An 18,900-nucleotide genomic window follows, 5' to 3' on the forward strand; every position below is an offset into this window, starting at 1 on the left:
CAACTTTACCGAGGTTCCGAAAAACCGGAAATAGTCAAGGACTTACTCGCCCCGGTTGTCTCGCGCCGAAAGTGCGGCAACAATGGCGCGATATTCCGCCATTTTCGGCCGGTGCAGGAATATTCCCAAGCCATGCATCAGGCTGAATATGTATAAGGTGTTGAAGCCGTCGCCCAGCACGATCATGATCGGCCCGAACAGGCCGACCCATTCGATCAGCGCCTGGCTGACGGCGATCGTCGTGAAATAGCGTTGCCCCGCCGTTCTCGGACCGGGCATGGTCTGGTTCAGCCGCAGCAAAATATGTTTGGTCAGATTGGTTAAAGGAAACAATACGATCGCGACGGCGTACAGCACGCTACGCACCAATACCCGCCGCTCTTCGCTGACCGTAATCTGTAACTCATTGCCCCAGACCTGGCAAACGACGTTGTAAACAATCAGCATCAGCAGCATGGCGGCGCAGACCAGCCAATGGCTGCGTAAAGCGGCGGACGGCGTTGGGGCAATGGCGGACATTAAGCGCTCCTGTCGAGGCGGTTGCGGTAATCGCGCAGAATAACAACAAAGGCCACGAAGTCGTAAGCCGCGTGTATCACGACCGGCGTCAGCAAATTGCGTTCGCCGCCGTAGTCCAGCAGGGTTCCCAAATACAATCCCATCAGAAACGCCAGCAATGCATATAAAGGAGTTACGGCGTGCACCAGGGCAAAAACGACGTTGCTGAACAGCAAACCGAGTTCGGCATTCCAGCGTAATTCCAGCCATGGTTGCAAAAAGCCGCGGAACAGCGCCTCTTCGGCGAAACCGGCGATGCAGGCCAAAACCAGCAAGTCGGCCCAATGCCGGTCACTTAACCTGGCGCCCAGAGTTTCCAGCAGCAATTCGCGGATGGTTTGCAACGGCGGATACGCCAAATGTTGCAACGCAAAAAACAACAGCAATAGCGGCACCGTCGCCAGTAGCCCGATCGCGACGGCGCTTTCCGAAAAATACAAGTCCTGAAACGGATCGACGTCGGCCAACCAGCCGAACAGCAAAGCCAAGCCCGCTAATGCCGACTCGAAATAGCAAGCGGCCTTAAAAAAGTTATCTGTGGAGAACGGGCTGGATTTCATCGGCGGAAACGGCCTAGATCGACAAGGGCTGAAAATTCTAAACAAAAACCGTTAAAATTGGCAGGGTTACCTCAGGAGTGGCAAACATGAACTGCTTTATCTACAAGAGCCTGAAGAAGGACGAACTTTACCTGTATTTGGATAAAAAAGACGATTTTTCGGCAATTCCGGCCGAACTGTACAAAAGTTTGGGCCGCTTGGAGTTTGTCATGGAGTTGGAACTGACGCCGCAACGTAAGCTGGCGCGAGCCGATTCGGCCAAAGTCATCGCCAGCCTGCAAGCCAAGGGTTTCTTCGTGCAGATGCCCCCGACGCTGTTCTCCGCCGTCCAAGCCGACGCCGCCCGGCAACTACACTGAAAGCGAGCTAGCCATCACAATCCGTGCTAACATGCCGGCATTCGGCCGCTAGGGCCTTTTTGTTCTCATCCGGATACGTAACACATGTCAGACAATTCATTCGCACTCGAAGAAGACAGTAAGTCTAAAGGCATACTCTGGGGATTCGGTACGCTGGTAGGCATCGTCCTTGTGGTCATGCTGATTTTAGGCGAGTGGTGGAGCCGGGAGCCCGCGCAGTTCAACGTTCAGGACGAAGCGATCGAACGGATGAACGTGACCCATACCGACCAGATGCCGATCGGTTACGTTTACGCCAATACGCTGGCCCACATCGCCGACGTGATTTTGTTCAAAGCCGGCGGTTATTTATCCAACGACGTCGCCCCGCCGGGCCTATTCTGCGACAACATCCAGAACTTCGAATACGGCGCTTTGGTTATGCTGCGCGACGGCACCACCGCATTACGTAACCACTTTGCCAGAGACCAGTCGCAATCGGCGGAAGACCCGGATTTAGCGAAAGCGGAACCTTATTTTTATTACGAGCGCAATTCCTGGGCCTTGCCGTCCACCGAGTCGGAATATATCAAAGGGATCGAGGCGTTACATGGCTATATGTCGCGCTTGCAAAACCCGTCTTCAACCTCGAAAGCGGCCCAATTCCACTCCCGCGCCGACAACTTGTGGCAATACACTGAGGTCGTGATCAAGCGTCTGGGCGGTTTGTCGACCCGTCTTGCCGCCAGTACCGATAAATTTGCCGGCGCCGCACACGGCGATCCTTCCAACCCGGTCGATATCAACATGCCGACCATCGGCCAGACGCCTTGGATGGAAATCGATAACGTGTTCTACGAAGCGCGCGGCTCCTGCTGGGCCTTGCTGCACATCCTGCGCGCGATCAAGCACGATTTTTCCGACATTCTGCTGGATAAGCGGGCAATGAATACGCTGGACAACATGATCCAGGCGCTGGAAAACGCGTTGACGCCAACGCTGAGCCCGGTGGTACTGAACGGTGACGGCTTCGGCATTTTTGCCAACTACTCGCTGGCCATGGCCAACTACATTGCCCGTGCCAATGCTGCCGCACTCGACTTGCGCGACGTGATGAACAGAGGTTAAACCGCGGCCATGCAGGAACAAATCAACGAAAATCTGAAAAAAATCGAAACCTGGAAACGGGTGATATTTATGTTGGTTTTCGCCGCAATAGACAGTTTGGTCAAACTGCTGTTGTGGCTGGTGATTTTGCTGCAGGTCGGTTCGGTACTGTTTACCGGCGCCGCCAACGCCAACATTCTCAACTTCGGCCGCAGCTTGTCGACCTACCACTACCACATCCTGCTGTTTTTGACTTTCAATACCGAGCAATTGCCGTTTCCGTTTTCCGATTGGAACGAAACCGCCAAGCTGGAGTTGCTCGACAAACCCTAAGCCCCCATGGACGGCCGTCCGCGCAAAATCATCCACATCGATATGGATGCGTTTTACGCGGCGGTCGAACAACGCGACCACCCGCAATACCGGAACAAACCGGTCATCGTTGGCGGCAGGCCCGATTCGCGCGGCGTGGTCGCCACCTGCAGTTACGAAGCTCGCCAATTCGGCGTACGCTCGGCCATGCCATCTGCCCATGCCTACCGGCTTTGTCCGCAGGCCATCTTTATCAAGCCGCGTTTCGACGCCTACCGCGAAGCCTCGGCAATCATCCGTAGCGTGTTCGCCCGTTACTGCGACTGCATCGAACCGCTATCTCTGGACGAAGCCTACTTGGACGTCAGCGACACGGAGCTTTGCCAAGGCTCGGCCACGCTGTTGGCCAAGCAAATCAAACAAGACATCCTGAAACAAACCCGGCTGATTGCATCGGCCGGCGTTTCCTACAATAAATTTCTGGCTAAACTGGCCTCGGACATGGGCAAGCCGGACGGACTCTATCTGATCACGCCGGAACAAGGACCCGCATTTGCCGAGCGCTTGGATATCGGCAGGTTTCACGGCATCGGCCCGGCCACCGAACAGAAAATGCGCGAGTTAGGCATCAATACCGGCAAGGATTTGAAAGCCGTGCCGCTGCCGGTATTGCACCAGCATTTCGGCAAGGCTGCCCGGCATTATTTCGACATCGCCCGCGGTATCGATTTGCGCCCGGTCAACGCCTACCGGCCGCGCAAGTCGGTCGGCGTCGAAACCACCTTCGAACAGGACTTGGCGGACCTCGGCGCGATTCAGCGCCAGTTGCAGGATCTGATGCGCACCGCTTTGCAACGGTTGGCGGAAAAGCGCATGACTGCGTATACCTTGACGGTAAAAATCAAATTCCAGAATTTCGTGCAAATCACCCGCAGCCGCACGTTATCCGAACCGGTCGCGGATAATCCGGCGTGTGCATTACTGCTTACCGAGTTAGTAAAAAACACCGGCGTCGGTTCCAGTAAGGTCCGTTTGCTCGGCGTCACGCTATCCGGCCTGGATAGCGGCGACGCCACCTTGAAGCCTCACCGGCAGTTGGATTTATTCGATTATGTCCAAGAGGGTGTAGGCCAATGCCGTTAAATAAAGCAACTCGATTTTCACGCCTCTGTTTGAAAAGTACCCCGCTAAACGGCTGCCGGGTCGATACAGAAGCGTTTCATTTCTCCATTTAGCGGCTATGCTACTGCGGAAATAATGCCGGTACGGGCGCGTTTGCTTCGGAAACCGGCAATCGATAATCGTCGGCCGGGAGGCGTTGATATGTACCGATTTCTGAATGCGGTTTTGCGTAACCGGCCGGCCGGGTTTGCCGCGGTCATTTGGCTGGCGATAACACTGGTGCCCGCCGCCGCCGTTGCTGGCAGCCCTTTCTACCTGACCGCCGAACGCAGCTTCAGCAACACCGAAGCGCCCAGCATCCGCCTGGACTATACCGTCACCGACCAGCCGATGCTGATCCGGGTGCTAAAAGCCGATAACCTGGAAAACTTTCTCGACGGCCAGTTCAACGTCAGCCGTAGCTACGAACAGCCGGTCAGCGAACTCAACCCCGGCCATTATTTTGCGAAGGGCTTGAACAATGCCCAATCGCCGCTGAAACTGCTACGCGGCATGCTGGATGTGGAATTTCGCAAATCCTTGAAAGACACAGCGTTCAGCGGCTCGGTGCTGACCGTGACCGACAAGCCGCTGGCGGCCGTACCGCAGCAAATTTTGGTGGCGCCGCCCAAGGGCTTTAAGGTGGTCAAGGAAGCCTATCTGGACTTGCTGCGCAACGGCCAGCAAACCCACGATCTGGGCTGGTGGTTTAACGAAGACAGCTGGAGCGAGCACCGCTACAAAGTTCGGCAGATTGCGCTCGATCCGTTGCCGGACGGCCTGTATTTGTTGCAGGCGGTGCAAGGCAAGACCGAAGCGCAATGCCTAATTCAAGTCAGCAGTTTAGCGGTTCAAGTCAAGCAATCCAGCGCGCAGTTGCTGGTGCGGGCAATGAACCGCGATTTGCAACCTCTCGCCAATGCCAACGTCAGTATCCGCGACGGCCGCGGCCGTTGGCAAACGCTGCCCGGAACGACCGACGCTGCCGGCGAATTGCGCTTCGACAACCCGGACGGTGTGTTGGACGGCAAGTTGCTGGTCCGGGTCGATGCGCCGGCCGCCAAGCCGGGCGAGGCGGTGCGAACCGCGCTGACCGGCACCGACTTTTTGCCTACCCAAGCCAAGGACGATGCGGTGTTCGTGATGACCGACCGGCCGATCTTCAAACCCGGCGAAACCTTTTTCTATAAAGGCATCGTCCGCAATTTGCAGGACGGCCAGCTAAAAATACCGCCGTTTCAATCCAAGCAAACCGACGTATCCCTGATCCGCGCCGACGGCAATGCCACCGGTTTACAAGGCCAAACCCAGTTAACCGATTTTGGCTCGTTCTCCGGCAGCTTCGAGCTCGATCCCGGCCAGACGCCCGGCCTGTACCGCTTGCTGGCCGAGATCGACCACAAAGCCTACGGCGGCGAATTCCGGGTGCGCGATTACATCAAACCGACGTTTTATCTGGAATGGCTGGAACGCAGCCCCAGCGTGCAGGCCGGCCAGCCGTTCAATCTGAAGTTCCGCGCCAAACGTTACAGCGGCGGCGCGCCGCAGAACGTTAAATTCGAAGTGTTTCTGTACCGCAAGAAGTTCGAGGCGCCGCAGTTCGTCGTCGAAGCCGGCGCCGGGCTATCCGCCGGTAACGACTATTTCGGCCAGGTAAAATCCGCCGCGCCGTTGACCCAGCCGCAGCGCCTATTCAGTTCGATCGAGGCTCGCCAGGCCGCCGAAGCCAGCAACCCGTGGGAAACCGCCGCTAAATTGACCGACGACGGCGACGGCAGTTTCGAATTTATCGTGCCGGTTGCCGACCAGGATCAAGCCAATCAGGAATGGATTTACACCCTGATGGTGCGCGCCCAGGACGCCGCCGGCGGCAGCGCGATTTTGACCGACAGCATTTACGCTACCTTGGCCGAAGCCCAACCGGCGCTCAGATTTAACAAAACCGTCGCGGCGGTCGGCGATCAGGATTTGCAGATTTTGCTGCAGTCCAGTTATGCCGACGGCAAACCGGCGCCGAAAGCCGGCGGCGTGCTGGACGTGACCTTGGAGCAACCCGGCAGCGGCAAGCGCAGTCTGGTGAAACTGGATATCGCCACCGACGCCAACGGCCAACAAAAACTCAGTGTGCCGGCCTTGAAAGAATTTGGGCGGCTAACCGCGGTTGCCCGGCTGGAAAGTTTGGATGGCCGGGCGATGAACCATAGCGCTACCTCGCAACCGGCGACCTTGATCGTGGCCGGCAGCGGCGGCGAAGCGGTAGCCGACAACCCGGAGTTGGAGCTGTACACGCCGACCACCATCCTCAGCCCCGGCGAGCAAGCCAAAGTCTTTGCGTTGCTGCCCAAAGCCTGGGGTAACAACGAAGCCGGCGCGATCTGGGAAACCGTGGCCGGCGCCAAGTTGTTCGACAGCCGCAGCGCCCAGGCGCAGGGCCGCAGCCGTTGGTTCGAAGTGACCGCCAAACCCGAATACGGCACCGGCTTTTACCACACCGTCACGGTGCCGGTAGCCGGCGGCAAATACAAAGAACAAACTTTGGGCTTCCGCATCGTGCCGTGGGAGAAGCGGCTGCAAATCGCCATCGAACCGGCTCAGGCTGAAGCTGAACCGTTAAAACCGACGCAAATCAAATTGCAGGTCAAACGCGCCGACGGCAGCCCGGCCGCGAACACCGAACTGGCGGTATCGATCGTCGATCGCGCCGTCTACGCAGTACAAGCCGAATTCCGTCCCGGCATTTTCGACTTTTTCTATCCGCTGCAACGCAGCAATTTGTCGACCTACTATTCCGACGACCTGCAAGGCTACGGCTATGCCGACTTGCTGCGTAAGCCCAATTTCGCGCTCAGCGCGTTGAAAAGCCAAAGCAAGTTGGCGAAAAAAGCCATGCGCGACACCGCCGGCTGGTTTCCGCATGTGGTCACCGACGCCGCCGGCGTGGCTACGATTAACGTCGATATGCCGGCCAACGTCACCGAATGGTTGGTCACTGCCGTAGCCAGCGACAAAGACGGCCGGCTCGGCGAAACCACCGGCCAGTTCCGCACCAAAACCGACATTGCCGTCGATATGGTCGGCCCGCAATTTTTGCGCAGCGGCGACGAAGTGGAATTGGCGGTGAAATTGACCAGCCATTGGCCGGGTCCGGTCAAAGTCTCCGGAAATTTAAGTTTGACCGACAACCTGCTAGGTCAGGACATCAATTTAACGCCGAATGCCGAATTGGCCGCCAAGGCGGAGCAATTGTGGCCGCTACGTCTGACCGCCGGCCCGCAGCCCGGCAATGCCACGTTAAAAGCGGCGTTGACTGCGCCGAGCACGGTCAAGGTCGGTGGTGCCGAGGAATTCGATCTGCCGATTCAAGCCGCGGCCATGCCGCAAGTCTATGCCGCCGAACGGCGCGACGGCGGTTTGCATTTCGATATCCCCGAGCAAGCCCAGCCCGCGCAACTGACCGTACGGGTCAATTCCGGCCTGCTCGGTGCTGCCTTGCAGGCGGCGGCGATGCTGGTGCAGTACCCTTACGGTTGCACCGAACAATTGGCGCACAGCACGGTGCCGAATCTGGTATTGCTGGACTTGATCGAACGCGCCGGACTCAAACCGGAGCAACTCGGGCCGTTGGAAAAAACCTTGCAGCGTGCCAAACAGAACGCCGCGCTGGGCATCCGCAAACTGATCCAAAACCAGAAAGCCGACGGCGGCTTTGCGTTGTGGCCCGGCGATGCCGAGCCCAGCCTGCCGGTCACGCTGATCGCGATGCAGGCTTTGAAATACGCCGAGGAACTGAAACTGGAAGGCACGACTTCGGCTTATAACAAAGGCTCGGATTGGCTGGCCCAGCAAGCCAATACCGCCCAGGTGTTGGACGGCTTTACGCTGGCCGGCTATTCGGCGGTCGGTTACATCTATCAGGCGCCGTGGGAGCGGCAGGCCGAGTTCGTCGAAAAAGTCGCCGCCGACCCGCAAGCCGGCAGCGAGGATTTGACGGCGGCGCTACGCATATTGACGGCCTACCGAAACCAAAGCTGGCATGCCTTCAACCAGCAAATGAAAAACCAGCCCGATCTGGCCAAGCGTCTGAGCAAACGCCTGCAACAGGCGCTGGAGGCCGTCGATCCGGCCAATTATCAAAGCCAGCGCGGCCAGTTGGCGGACCGGCTAGGCTTCCGCTTCGGCTTACCCAGCGCGGTCTCGGCCGGCCTCGGCGCGTTGCAGGCCGCTGCCGACTTGCCGCCGGCATTGGAAACCAAACTGAAGCGGCTATTGCTGCAAAGCCAGCAACACGGTTACTGGGTCTCTACCTACGATACCGCGCAAGTCATCTTCAACACCCGCGAGTTATTGAGTAAGGAAGCCGCGGCCGCGCAAAGCCAAAAAGCCCGAACCCTGAAAGTCGCCGGTACAGCCGGTGCCTTGGGCAACTTGCAACGCATCCCCGGCGGATATCTGGGCCGCTTCGATAAGCTGCCGGCGGCCGGCGAACTGGCCGATCTGCGTATCGCCGATCTCAACGACACCGACATGGCTTCGGCCACGTTACAAGTGGAACTGCCGTACCCGGCCGTCGTCGCCCGTGACACCGGTTTGAATGTAGAGCGTAGTTTCCGCCGGATTACCGGCAGCGGCAGCGAAGCGGTCGACCTGAGCCAGGCGCTGCATGTCGGCGATGTCGTGGTCAGCGAGGTCAAAATCAAACGCAACGACGACCCCAACCGCTTGCCGGCCGGCAGCGACTTCGTCGTCGTCGAAGACGGCATCCCGTCGCTGGCGGAAGGCCAGGAAAACGACCAAGCCTACCTGGCCGACGCCAAACTGCAAGCCGGCGACGACAGCTATTGGGCCAGCGTCAAGGAAACCCAGCGCTACCCGGATCGCATCGTCCGCGTTGCCAAACTGCAACCCGGCGCCGAATTGAAACTATATCAAGTCTGGAAAGTCGCCCGCCCCGGCATCGCCTCGATCCCGCCGGCCAGCGGGTTTGATATGTATAACGAGGCAGTGCAGGGGAATAGTTTGGCGGGGCGGGTGAGCGTGGTGAGATAGTGGGAATATGCAATCAGGAGATCATTCAAAAATGATGACCATCTTCGATGGAACCTCTAGTATGTTCGCCCTTACGGGTTATCGACTAAAAACTCGATTGATGTTTGCTAGCTGAGAGCCACAATCAAAATTTAGGATTGGTAACACATGACTAAAGTTGTCGCTTTCGACGAATCAGGTAACACCGGTACGGATTTATTGAATTTCGACCAGCCAGTATTTGTACTGGCTTCTTGCGATTTCACTGTTGATGAGGCGGAGTTACTACTGCAGAAATTGAGTAATCACCAAACGCGGGAAATAAAACTCTCGAGGATAAAAAGATCGATCTCAGGCCGAAAACAAATCTTGAATTTCCTGTCTGATTCGGCGTTGGAAAAGGAGCGTGTGAGGGTGTTTTACTACCATAAAAAATTTATGGCTGTGACAAAAATCGTCGACATACTCGTGGAAACCCTTGCGCACCGAGATGGTATCGACCTATATAAAAAAGGCGGAAATATAGCTCTATCTAATCTCTATTACTACTGTATCCCAATTCTCTGTGGGGAAGATCTGTTTAACAAAATGTTACTTGCTTTCATTGCGATGATTAGCAGGTTGGTGAAAAACCATATTCTGGCCACTAATTTAGCTATAAGAAGCCTTTATTTAGTGCTGAATCAATCTTGTAGTACTAAATATAGGTCTGATTGGTTGCAAAAAAGAGTTTTTCACCAACCTGTTAGAGAACCTAGCGATATATCAATACGTAACTTTTACGTTATTGTTTCTTCGCTATACCGCAAATGTATAGGGACTGAATATGAACAGATATTTATGCCCATCATTGCAAGCAATGAAATTGTGGAAGAAGTGCTTAATCAAAATAGCACACTAGCGCTTGATCCGGCCATTCCGGCATTGTTCCATCTGTTAACTGAATGGGGTGAACAGTATGCGGAAGGCTTTAAAATTTTACATGATGACTCTAAGCCAATTGCATGTGAAAAGGATATGTTAGAAGCACTTATGGATTTGAATGGTCCATACCGGAAGATTGGTTACGATAGAAGGAAAGCCGAATTCCCAATTCGATCTGATGGGATCGAATTCCGCGACTCGAAAACTGATAGCAGACTTCAAGTAGCAGATTTAATTTCGGGAAGTTGCAATCATTGGGCGCGAGGGCTAGCGGATGGGCGTTATCGAGATGATTTTTGGAGTGAACTAAATTGTCTGGGGATGACAAAGTTTTCGACCTATCCAGTTTGGCCTTCAGTCGCTGTAACACCCGAACAGTTGGGAACACAAGACGAAAGCGGAGTAAATGCTATGGATGCCATGGCGAGATACGTTTTTGAGAGGGCAAAAAAGTCAAAATCCGATAACCCCAAAATTTAGTTGTATAGATTGCGATACGTTTAAAGCCTATTGCTCCTTGCCCGTTATCAATTTGGAGTATAAGCCTGGCCGACGAGTAACTCAATAAAATCCCCTAACATGCAAAACGGGGTCAGGTCTAGCTTAGTAACCCGATAAGTTGCGCAAAATAGGATGTGCCGACGTTAGGAGGCGCATCGGTCGCGTCACTCACCGTCAATCTCGTTATTTGCATTATTCCCCCAATTTTTTTCATAAACACCTTGTTTCACATAACGGTGAAAACTTGAATACGGTCAGCCCGGTAGGCCGGAATAAGCGCTAGCATTTCCGGCGGGTTTTAAATTGCCAGAAACGCCGTTCGGCTTATTCTGGCCTACAGGTACTGCTCTTTTAGAATGTAATGTCATAATGCGTTAAATTTTAACTCATTGATATTAAATGTTTTTTAATTTTAATAAAGTGACGTTTCTTATTTTAAGAGCAGTAACACCTTTTTTCATATCAAAAGTTTGATTAATGGCGAAGGTGGCTCCGATTGCATTGGAGACAAGTGAAGTGGCTTGCTTGAAGGCGATTTTGAAAAAAGGCTCGGACTGGCTAGAGCGAAACCGAGCGGAGACGACTTTGTTGTTGTCCGCAGGTCATAGCATTCAAGTAGTGTGAATGGCTTGTGGTTCTTCGGCTTTTTAATGGCCCTGATTGAGCGGGTTAAAAAGCCGATGGCGGTCATTCTCGACAATGCATCGATCCACACGTCAAAAGCGTTGTAACCCAATTGGGACTTACTGAAGGAGAAAGGCATGCGGTTTTACTTTTTGCCGCCTTACGGTCCGGAGTTGAACCGAATTGAAATGGTGTGGCAGAAAAGGCTGCCGTTCCAATCCTACACGCTCATCGAGCTCGAACAGGCCATCGATAAAATCGAGGCCGGTTTTGGTTCCGAACACCAACTAACTTTATGTTAGCTACTTATAAAATCCGGCATGGCCGAGGCGAATACGTTATGACCGCACCGGCCGGTTGGCGGCGGCCTGTCATACTCCGGTCATACGCCTGTGCTCGAATAGCCGGAATCCGATTTCCGTCTATCGGCCCTACCCAACCTGCACCGATATTCCAGCCCAACCCATGCCGAGCCGCTCGACGATATTCGCCACATTACTGGTATTGGCGCTGTGCATCGCCGCATTTAGGCAAGGCACACCCGGTCTTCAGGACATCCAATTCCACAAACAGGCCATAGGCCTGTTCATCGGCAGCCACTACGGGGTTGCCGTGGCTTTGTTCTTTGCGTTGTGCGTGATTTTCATCAACTCGCCGTTGCCGTTGGCGGCAGCAATGAAAATCCTGTCCGGCTACTTCTTCGGTTTCTACCTGGGCGCGGTTTACAACATCGGTGCGACCGTACTGGCTTGTTTGGTCGGATTTTGGCTCAGCCGCTACGCCTTCAGGCGCCGATTCGAGCAATTGTTTTACGCCCGGCTGGAATCCGTCGAACACGAAATTGAGCGCAACGGCCTGTACTACTTCCTGAGCCTGCGCGTTGCGATGGTGGTGCCTTACTTCCTGATCAACATCGTCGCCGGGTTGTCGCGGATATCGTTCAAGCATTATCTGGTCAGCACCTTGCTCGGCGTGCTGCCGGCCTCGTTGATTTACGCCAATGGCGGCCAGCGTTTGGAACAAATCCGTTCCGCCGCCGAATTGTTCGAATGGCAGACAGCCGCCTCGCTGGCACTTGTCGCGGCGGCCAGCCTGCTTCCGGCATGGTTGCGCCGCGGAGGCCGCCATTCGAACTAAGCCCGCCGCATTCCGCCAAGCGCTAAGCTATCGGCGCGCCAGTCGGTAGCCGGCTGGGCGGCTCGCTTTGCGGCTGCTATATTGGCGGTTTATCCAAATCCAGCTAGCAGGAGCAGTAAGGCATGAATCCATTGTTCGACCCAATCCGTATCGGCGACCTCGAATTGCCCAACCGCATCGTCATGGCGCCGTTGACCCGCTGCCGCGCCAGCGCCGGCCGCATACCCAATGCGTTGATGGCGGAGTATTACGCACAGCGGGCCGGTGCCGGCCTGATCCTTAGCGAAGCTACTTGCGTCAGCCCGCAAGGCGTCGGTTATCCGGACACGCCCGGCATCTGGTCGCAAGAACAAATCGACGGTTGGCGTGGCATCACCGAGTCGGTTCATGCCGCCGGCGGCCGTATTTTTTTGCAGTTGTGGCATGTCGGCCGGATCTCCGATCCGTATTATCTGGAGGGTGAATTGCCGGTGGCGCCCAGTGCGATTGCCGCCCAAGGCCATGTCAGCCTGTTGCGGCCGATGCGCGATTTCGTCACGCCGCGCGCCTTGGAGCTGGACGAAATTCCCGCCGTCGTCGAAGCCTTCCGCCAAGGCGCGGCCAACGCCAAGCAGGCCGGTTTCGACGGCGTCGAAATTCACGCCGCCAACGGCTATTTGCTGGACCAATTCCTGCAAGACAGCACAAATCGGCGCAACGATGCCTACGGCGGTCCGGTGGAAAATCGCGCCCGCTTGTTGCTGGAAGTGACCGACGCCGCGATATCGGTCTGGGGCGCCGGCCGGGTCGGCGTACATCTGTCGCCGCGCTGCGACATGCACAGCATGGGCGACTCCGATCCGCTGGCGACATTCGGCTACGTCGCCGAGCAATTGGGCCAACGCCAGATTGCCTTCATCTTCACCCGCGAAGCGCAAGGCGCCGACGCGATCAGCCCGGCCTTGAAACGCCGTTTCGGCGGCGTGTTGATCGCGAACGAAAACTTTACGGCCGAGAGCGCGGTGCAAGCCATCGCTAACGGCGATGCCGACGCGGTCTCGTTCGGCAAACACTTCATCGCCAACCCCGACCTGCCGCGCCGCCTGCAAATCGGTGCGCCGCTGACGCCGTTCGATGCTGCGACGTTTTATCTCTACGGCGCAGAAGGCCCGAGCAAGGGATATACCGATTATCCGTTTTTAGAGGACTGAGGTTACAACGCCCTGTTTTCGGCGTCTCTCTAGGCTTGCCGGCGGCCGGCCGCACGATCCGCAACGCGGCCACCGCGAACGGCGAAGTTTTCGGAAAGGCTCGCCGATACCTACCGCCGGAAATAAAAACGGCCCGTCGCTGCGGGCCGTTCATCAACAGTTACGTGGAGGGTTTAAACGGCGGCTTTGCGGCGCTGCCAACCCAAAAAGCCAACCAATCCGCTCAAAAACATCCAGGCGCTAGCCGGAAGCGGCACACCGCTAATGGTTTCGGTTGGGATTCGGTTATTGATAAACGAATCGCTGGCACCCGCCGCACCGATCGATCTGACGTGCATACCGATGCGTAACGCGCCGCTGATCAGGGCGGAGCTGATATCGTCGAAGCTGTAGCCGTTATTCAACGATACCAGGATGCCCAACACATCGGAGCCGGTATTCACGCCGAGACTCGGGTCACCCGGGTCGACGTTCGCGCCGAAATACGGGGTAGGTTCGAAATCGGGATCGGCGTTATTGCCGCCCGGCAACACGACGTTTTTCAGCGTTCCGTTGGGTTTGGTCCAGCTTACCGGGCTGAAAGAGGTAAATCCGCCCAAGCTGTTCAATATGGCCGTTTGCGAAGCCAGAAAACCGCTGTCGTCGAAGTAAATCTCGGCAATGTTGGCAGCGGTCTGGGCGCTGTTGGCAAAGGTAAACAGGATTTTGTTGGTCAGGGATTGGTTCAAGAACGCCGAGGCATCGGTATTGTTGTAAACGTCCATTTGCAATTGGCTGCCGACGTCTTCGGCGGCGTTGCTGGTAATGCGGGTGAAATTAAAGCTGGTCGGCGCGGCCCAGGCCGAAGCGGCCGAAAACATTAAAATCCCGGCCATTGCCGCGGTTCTGCAAGTTGCAGCTACATTCATTGATGTCTCCTTAGTGCTAAAAAATATTGGAGAGAATCATACCTGTCCGAAGCTTAACTGTTACTGAACCAAAGGACAGTAGGCTTCATTCAAGACTGCCCTGCAATCGGGTTACCCACGAGTCTTTGGCGTAAGGATCGATATGGAACGCCAGCGCCGCCGGCTTGTGCAACAAGCCTTCTTCGCCGGACGCATTGGGGTTGAGTTGGCGTTTTTCGACAAAATCGATCATCCGCCGCAAGTGGTAAATCGCCAATACCCGGTTGGTCTCGCTGCCCTTGTAAACCAGGTATGCGACATTGTCTTCGCCGATTTCGCTATTGCGTGCCAGTAACTCGGCCAAGCGTTGCGCGTCGGGACCGGCCAGACTCTGCAAGGCCGAATCAGGATGGGTCCGGATCAAGCCGACCAAGTAGTCCGCCAGCTTGCCGTTCAATTGTTGCTGTTGTAAGGCTTCCAGTTCGCCATCGTCTAACAGAAAACTTTCCGCCACCAGATAGTGGCGGTCGCGCTCGCCGTCGTTGGCGAACAGCGATATTTTCGATACGCCGGTATCCTCCAGCGCATGTAAAAACTCCTGCGGCGAGCGGATGTGTTTGTCGATGGTCACTACCCACGGCAACGCCCGGCCGCTGGCCTGAAATCGGGTTTTGACGCTGCCGACCACGCCGGAGCGCGACAGCTCCAGCTCGCGGCCGGCCGGCTTCACCAAAAAGGCGTCGACGGCGGCAATTTGCGTGCGGAACCCGGCCGCGCGGAATTGCTTGATGATGGCCGAGTAGCGCGGATGGTAAGGAATGCCGGTACCGTCGTACAAAATATTGATGCGTTGCTCGCACGCCCGTTGCGCCACCAAGTCGCGCAAGCGATTGGCGAAGGGCTCGATGTAGATGTAATCGTCGCTGTGGTGGTTGGCGGCGGTTAGCAAACGGTACAAGTCGCTGAGCTTGCGGAATTCGTCCAGCGAGGCGATGACGAAATTGTCGCCGCAAATCGCACCGGCGATTTCCTCGACCGCGGTCTTGCCGGCCCCGGCCCCGCCCATACTCATTAAAAATTGCGGCTCGGCTACCGGCGTTTTACCGGCAAAAATAGCGTCGCAGGCGGCCAACAGCATTGAGTTGATTTTTCCGAGCCGGGCGTAGGCAATCTCCACGGTACGCCGCAGCCGCGTCTCACGCTGGGCGGCCGCGAGCATCTTGTCTCTGAGCGATGCGTTATCCGCCAGCCAAAACAGATTGGCCTGCTCCCCGGCGCACTGTTTCAGCAAGTCTATCAACTCGGCCTGGCTGGGCGAACGCAAACCGGTCAGCATGTTGACGTCGAGGCAGAATAACGGGGCGACGCCGTCGGCACGGATCGGAATCGCGTCGATCTCGGTCTTGCCCGGTGCGCGCAAATCCTCGGTACCGGGCAGATAGCCGATCACGTGTTCGGAGACGCTGAGCGGATTGTCGGCAAAATGCTGGCCGGCGATCAATTGCTCGGCGGCAATGCTCGATATCGGCACCAGCCCGCCGGTCACAGTCAGCAAACACTCGATGCCGTCCGGCGTGGTATGCGACAGAAACGGAATGCCGAGTAAAAACCGTTTGTTCTCCGGCCATTTGCCGTAGCGGTTGGCCTGGTTGCGCAAATATCGGGTACGGCTGCAATCCAGCGCATGCAGAAACGCCCGGCTCAAGGCCCGATGCTGGCTGGCATGGTCGTGCAATACCCGGGCATCTTCGACGGTCAGCCGGCGAAAATCGATACCCTGGTCGTAAACCGCCCTGAAGGCCGGCAGGTTACCCAAGGCGGAGATGAAAAAGTCCAGCGTGATCCGGTTGCCGTAGGCGAACGGCCTGATTATCCGCAGCGAGTGGTAAAAACTCGCTAGCCGTTCGGCGATATCGTCGCTGTAGATCACAAAGCCGTTATTGTCGAAAATCGCGCTATCACGGTTGCTGTCGCCGTCCAGCACCAGGCGTTCGATGGCGATGCGGAATTGCCTGCGTTTGTCGGCATCCGGCATCGTGCCGGGGCGATGGGGCACGGTGGGCTGTTCCTTCCAGTCGCCGAACATTTCGCGGTGGATTCTTGAATACAACGCAGTCATGTAAGTGACTCGTTTGGTCTGGTCGTGGGAGACTGTGGCTTCCAGTTCCTTTAACAGCGTCGACAGCAAGCTGGTGCCCTGGGCTATCGCCAACGCGGTGCGCAAACGTTTTAACGGACGGTAACCCGGCAGGTTCCGGCAGGGGTTTGACATGTTCTACCCTCTTGTTATTTTTCGATTGGGATGCGGCCGTTGCCGGAGCTGAAAATTACGTGGTTTGCCGGCAGAAATCAATCGCCACTAACGCCCATGACTCTAAACGTTTTGCGCCAAGCAGGTCCATTGCATAAATACCATTGGCTTACAAAGGATTTCGACTCGGGTATTCACGATCCGGTTAGCATCTAAATTTACCTGCTGCAAATGCGGCGGAGAAAATGATTGCCTATACTTTGTCACAGCTAATTACAAAGGTTTAGTTATGGATTTTTTGATTGCACCGGCCGTGGCCTTGATGAACAGGCTTAGTTATCCGGCCAAATTTACGCTGTTGTTCCTGATCGTATTGATCCCGATGTTGGCGATGGGCAGCGTCCTGGTCAAGCAGTTTGCCGGCGAAGCCGATTACCTGGAAGGCGAGCGGCTCGGCTTGGACTACATCAAACTGTTACGGCTACCGATCGAGCATATTCAGCAACACCGGGGCATGACCAACGCCTACCGCAACGGTGCCGAGCAATTCAAGGAACGCATCCTCGGCAAACGCCAGCAGATCGATGCCGATTTCGCCGAGCTGGTGCGGCTGGACCAAACGGCAACGGTCCGTCTGAAAACTAGCGAGCGGTTGGCCAAGCTGAGGCAGCAATGGGCTACCGTCCAAGCCAATGCGATGGATCAGGAGCTGAGCACGGTCATCGCCGCCCATAACGGCTTGATTGGCGACGGCCTGGATTTGATCACCCATGTCGCCAACACCTCCGGCATCATTCTCGACCCGAAGCTGGACAGCTTTCATTTGGGCTTCACGCTAACCGCCGATTTGCCGCGACTGATCGAGTTCATGGGCCAAGCCCGGGCCATGGCCTCCGGCGCTGCGGCAAAAGGCCAACTCAGCCCCGAAACCAAAAACAAACTGCTGCTTCTGATGGCCAATATCGACACCTATGCGCAAAAGTTGGATAGCGGCCTAAAGGTGGCGGCCGCCGAAAATCCCGCTGTCGGCGTCAGCTTGCAGGCCCCGATCCAAAACCATAACCAGGCGTTGCAGGCGATGCAGGATTTAATCCGCCGCCAACTACTGGAAAGCGAAACCATCGGCGTCGACAGCGACAGCGTGTTTCAGACCGCCACCGATGCCATCACCCAGTCTTACCAACTTTACAACGGCCTGATTCAAGAACTCGGCAGTTTGTTCGCGGCCCGCGCCGACGCCGCGAACCGGTCTCTGCAACTGACGGTGGCCGGCCTGGCCGGCGTGCTGCTCGCCGTGGTTTTGTTGTTGGCCGGACTGACCCGTTCGGTCAACCGGAATATCGCGCTGATCAATAGCGCCACCCAGCGGATTGCCAAGAACGATTTGACGGTGCGTTTGCATATCGACTCCGAAGACGAAATGCACGAAATCGGCAAGAATTTCAATGTCATGGTCGAAACCAGCTCGGCGCTGCTGCGCCAGATTATGTATACCAGCAACGAGCTGCACGTATCGTCGGAACAGGTCTACACCGTCGCCAGCCAGAGCGCGGCCCATATCGACCGGCAACGCCAGGAAACCACCTCGGTGGCGACCGCGGTTACCGAAATGAGCGCAACGATCCACGACGTCGCCGCCACGACCAGTAACGCGGCACAAGCCGCCAGCAGCGCCAACGAACAGGCCAAAAATGGCAAAAACGTGGTGCAGAATACCACCCAGGCCATCAGCCAGTTGGCGCGGGACGTGGAAGCGGCCGCCAACGTGATTCGAAACCTGGAAAAAAGCAGCGAATCGATCGGCGCCTTGCTCGACGTCATCAAAAGTATCGCCGAACAGACCAATCTGTTGGCGCTGAATGCGGCGATCGAGGCCGCTAGAGCCGGCGAGCACGGCCGCGGCTTTGCGGTTGTAGCCGACGAAGTGCGCAGTCTGGCCAGCCGGACCCAGGAATCGACCGCAACGATAGAAAACATGATCGCCCAATTGCAAAACGGCGCGCGCGAGGCGGTGCGCGTGATGCAGCAGAGCTGCAACCAGGCCCAGATCGGCGTCGAGCGCTCGCAAGACGCCATGCAGATGTTGGAATCGATCAGCCGCTCGGTGGCGACGATAGATGCGATGAATTTGCAGATTGCCAGCGCCGCCGAACAGCAAAGTGCCGTGACCGAGGAAATCAACCGCAACATCATCCACATCACCAGCCTGTCGGAACAAACCGCGGCCGGCGCCGAACAAACCACGCAAGCCGCCAGCCATCTGAATCGGCTGGCGGAAAATTTGAACGGCTTGATTAACCAGTTCAAGATCGGCGCTTGACTTGC

Annotated in this window: 14 protein-coding genes; 10 read left to right on the plus strand and 4 right to left on the minus strand. The window is 56.3% G+C overall.

Features of this window, described 5'->3' with window-relative positions; genetic code table 11:
* Nucleotides 1-42 precede the first annotated feature (42 nt).
* Nucleotides 43-519, minus strand: a complete 477-nt coding sequence (locus VXJ35_RS00160; protein ID WP_064019995.1) for a hypothetical protein — start codon at nucleotides 517-519, stop codon at nucleotides 43-45.
* Nucleotides 519-1,118: a CPBP family intramembrane glutamic endopeptidase gene (locus tag VXJ35_RS00165; RefSeq protein ID WP_064019996.1), complete on the minus strand. Its 600-nt coding sequence runs from the start codon at nucleotides 1,116-1,118 to the stop codon at nucleotides 519-521. Before VXJ35_RS00165 ends, VXJ35_RS00160 begins: the two co-directional genes overlap by 1 nt.
* A gap of 86 nt (nucleotides 1,119-1,204) precedes the next feature.
* Between VXJ35_RS00165 and VXJ35_RS00170 the strand changes: the two genes are divergently transcribed.
* The 9 genes from VXJ35_RS00170 (at nucleotide 1,205) to VXJ35_RS00210 (ending at nucleotide 13,437) form a co-directional block, all read left to right on the plus strand.
* Nucleotides 1,205-1,477 carry a YcgL domain-containing protein gene (locus VXJ35_RS00170; protein ID WP_054759205.1) on the plus strand — a complete coding sequence of 91 codons (273 nt, stop codon included), beginning with the start codon at nucleotides 1,205-1,207 and terminating at the stop codon, nucleotides 1,475-1,477.
* 84 nt (nucleotides 1,478-1,561) lie between these two features.
* A complete protein-coding gene (locus VXJ35_RS00175; RefSeq protein WP_064019997.1) occupies nucleotides 1,562-2,584 on the plus strand; it encodes a DUF2333 family protein in 1,023 nt (340 codons plus the stop codon).
* A 9-nt stretch (nucleotides 2,585-2,593) separates the two neighbouring features.
* The gene (locus VXJ35_RS00180; protein WP_054759201.1) at nucleotides 2,594-2,896 is read left to right on the plus strand and encodes a DUF4389 domain-containing protein; all 303 of its coding nucleotides are present in this window, start codon (nucleotides 2,594-2,596) and stop codon (nucleotides 2,894-2,896) included.
* A gap of 6 nt (nucleotides 2,897-2,902) precedes the next feature.
* Nucleotides 2,903-4,018 carry a DNA polymerase IV gene (dinB, locus tag VXJ35_RS00185; RefSeq protein ID WP_064019998.1) on the plus strand — a complete coding sequence of 372 codons (1,116 nt, stop codon included), beginning with the start codon at nucleotides 2,903-2,905 and terminating at the stop codon, nucleotides 4,016-4,018.
* Nucleotides 4,019-4,198: 180 nt separating this feature from the next.
* Nucleotides 4,199-9,082, plus strand: coding sequence for an MG2 domain-containing protein (locus VXJ35_RS00190; protein WP_064019999.1), 4,884 nt, complete (start codon nucleotides 4,199-4,201; stop codon nucleotides 9,080-9,082).
* Between the two features lie 147 nt (nucleotides 9,083-9,229).
* Nucleotides 9,230-10,465, plus strand: a complete 1,236-nt coding sequence (locus tag VXJ35_RS00195; RefSeq protein WP_064020000.1) for a DUF3800 domain-containing protein — start codon at nucleotides 9,230-9,232, stop codon at nucleotides 10,463-10,465.
* Between the two features lie 782 nt (nucleotides 10,466-11,247).
* Nucleotides 11,248-11,412, plus strand: coding sequence for a hypothetical protein (locus VXJ35_RS00200; RefSeq protein ID WP_157198023.1), 165 nt, complete (start codon nucleotides 11,248-11,250; stop codon nucleotides 11,410-11,412).
* A gap of 163 nt (nucleotides 11,413-11,575) precedes the next feature.
* Entirely contained in the window at nucleotides 11,576-12,247 is a 672-nt protein-coding gene (locus VXJ35_RS00205) for a TVP38/TMEM64 family protein (protein WP_064020001.1), read from the plus strand.
* A 122-nt stretch (nucleotides 12,248-12,369) separates the two neighbouring features.
* Nucleotides 12,370-13,437, plus strand: coding sequence for an alkene reductase (locus VXJ35_RS00210; protein WP_064020002.1), 1,068 nt, complete (start codon nucleotides 12,370-12,372; stop codon nucleotides 13,435-13,437).
* A 173-nt stretch (nucleotides 13,438-13,610) separates the two neighbouring features.
* Here the strand turns inward: VXJ35_RS00210 and VXJ35_RS00215 are convergent, their stop codons facing one another.
* On the minus strand, nucleotides 13,611-14,345 hold the full coding sequence (locus tag VXJ35_RS00215; RefSeq protein ID WP_157198024.1) for a VPLPA-CTERM sorting domain-containing protein: 735 nt from the start codon (nucleotides 14,343-14,345) through the stop codon (nucleotides 13,611-13,613).
* Nucleotides 14,346-14,430: 85 nt separating this feature from the next.
* Nucleotides 14,431-16,596: a zeta toxin family protein gene (locus VXJ35_RS00220; protein ID WP_064020004.1), complete on the minus strand. Its 2,166-nt coding sequence runs from the start codon at nucleotides 16,594-16,596 to the stop codon at nucleotides 14,431-14,433.
* 268 nt (nucleotides 16,597-16,864) lie between these two features.
* Here VXJ35_RS00220 and VXJ35_RS00225 point away from each other — a divergent pair, with 268 nt between their 5' ends.
* A complete protein-coding gene (locus VXJ35_RS00225) occupies nucleotides 16,865-18,895 on the plus strand; it encodes a methyl-accepting chemotaxis protein (protein WP_064020005.1) in 2,031 nt (676 codons plus the stop codon).
* Nucleotides 18,896-18,900 lie beyond the last annotated feature (5 nt).

It is taken from the genome of Methylomonas sp. DH-1 (assembly GCF_046097555.1).
In the GTDB taxonomy this organism is placed as follows: Bacteria; Pseudomonadota; Gammaproteobacteria; order Methylococcales; family Methylomonadaceae; genus Methylomonas; species Methylomonas koyamae.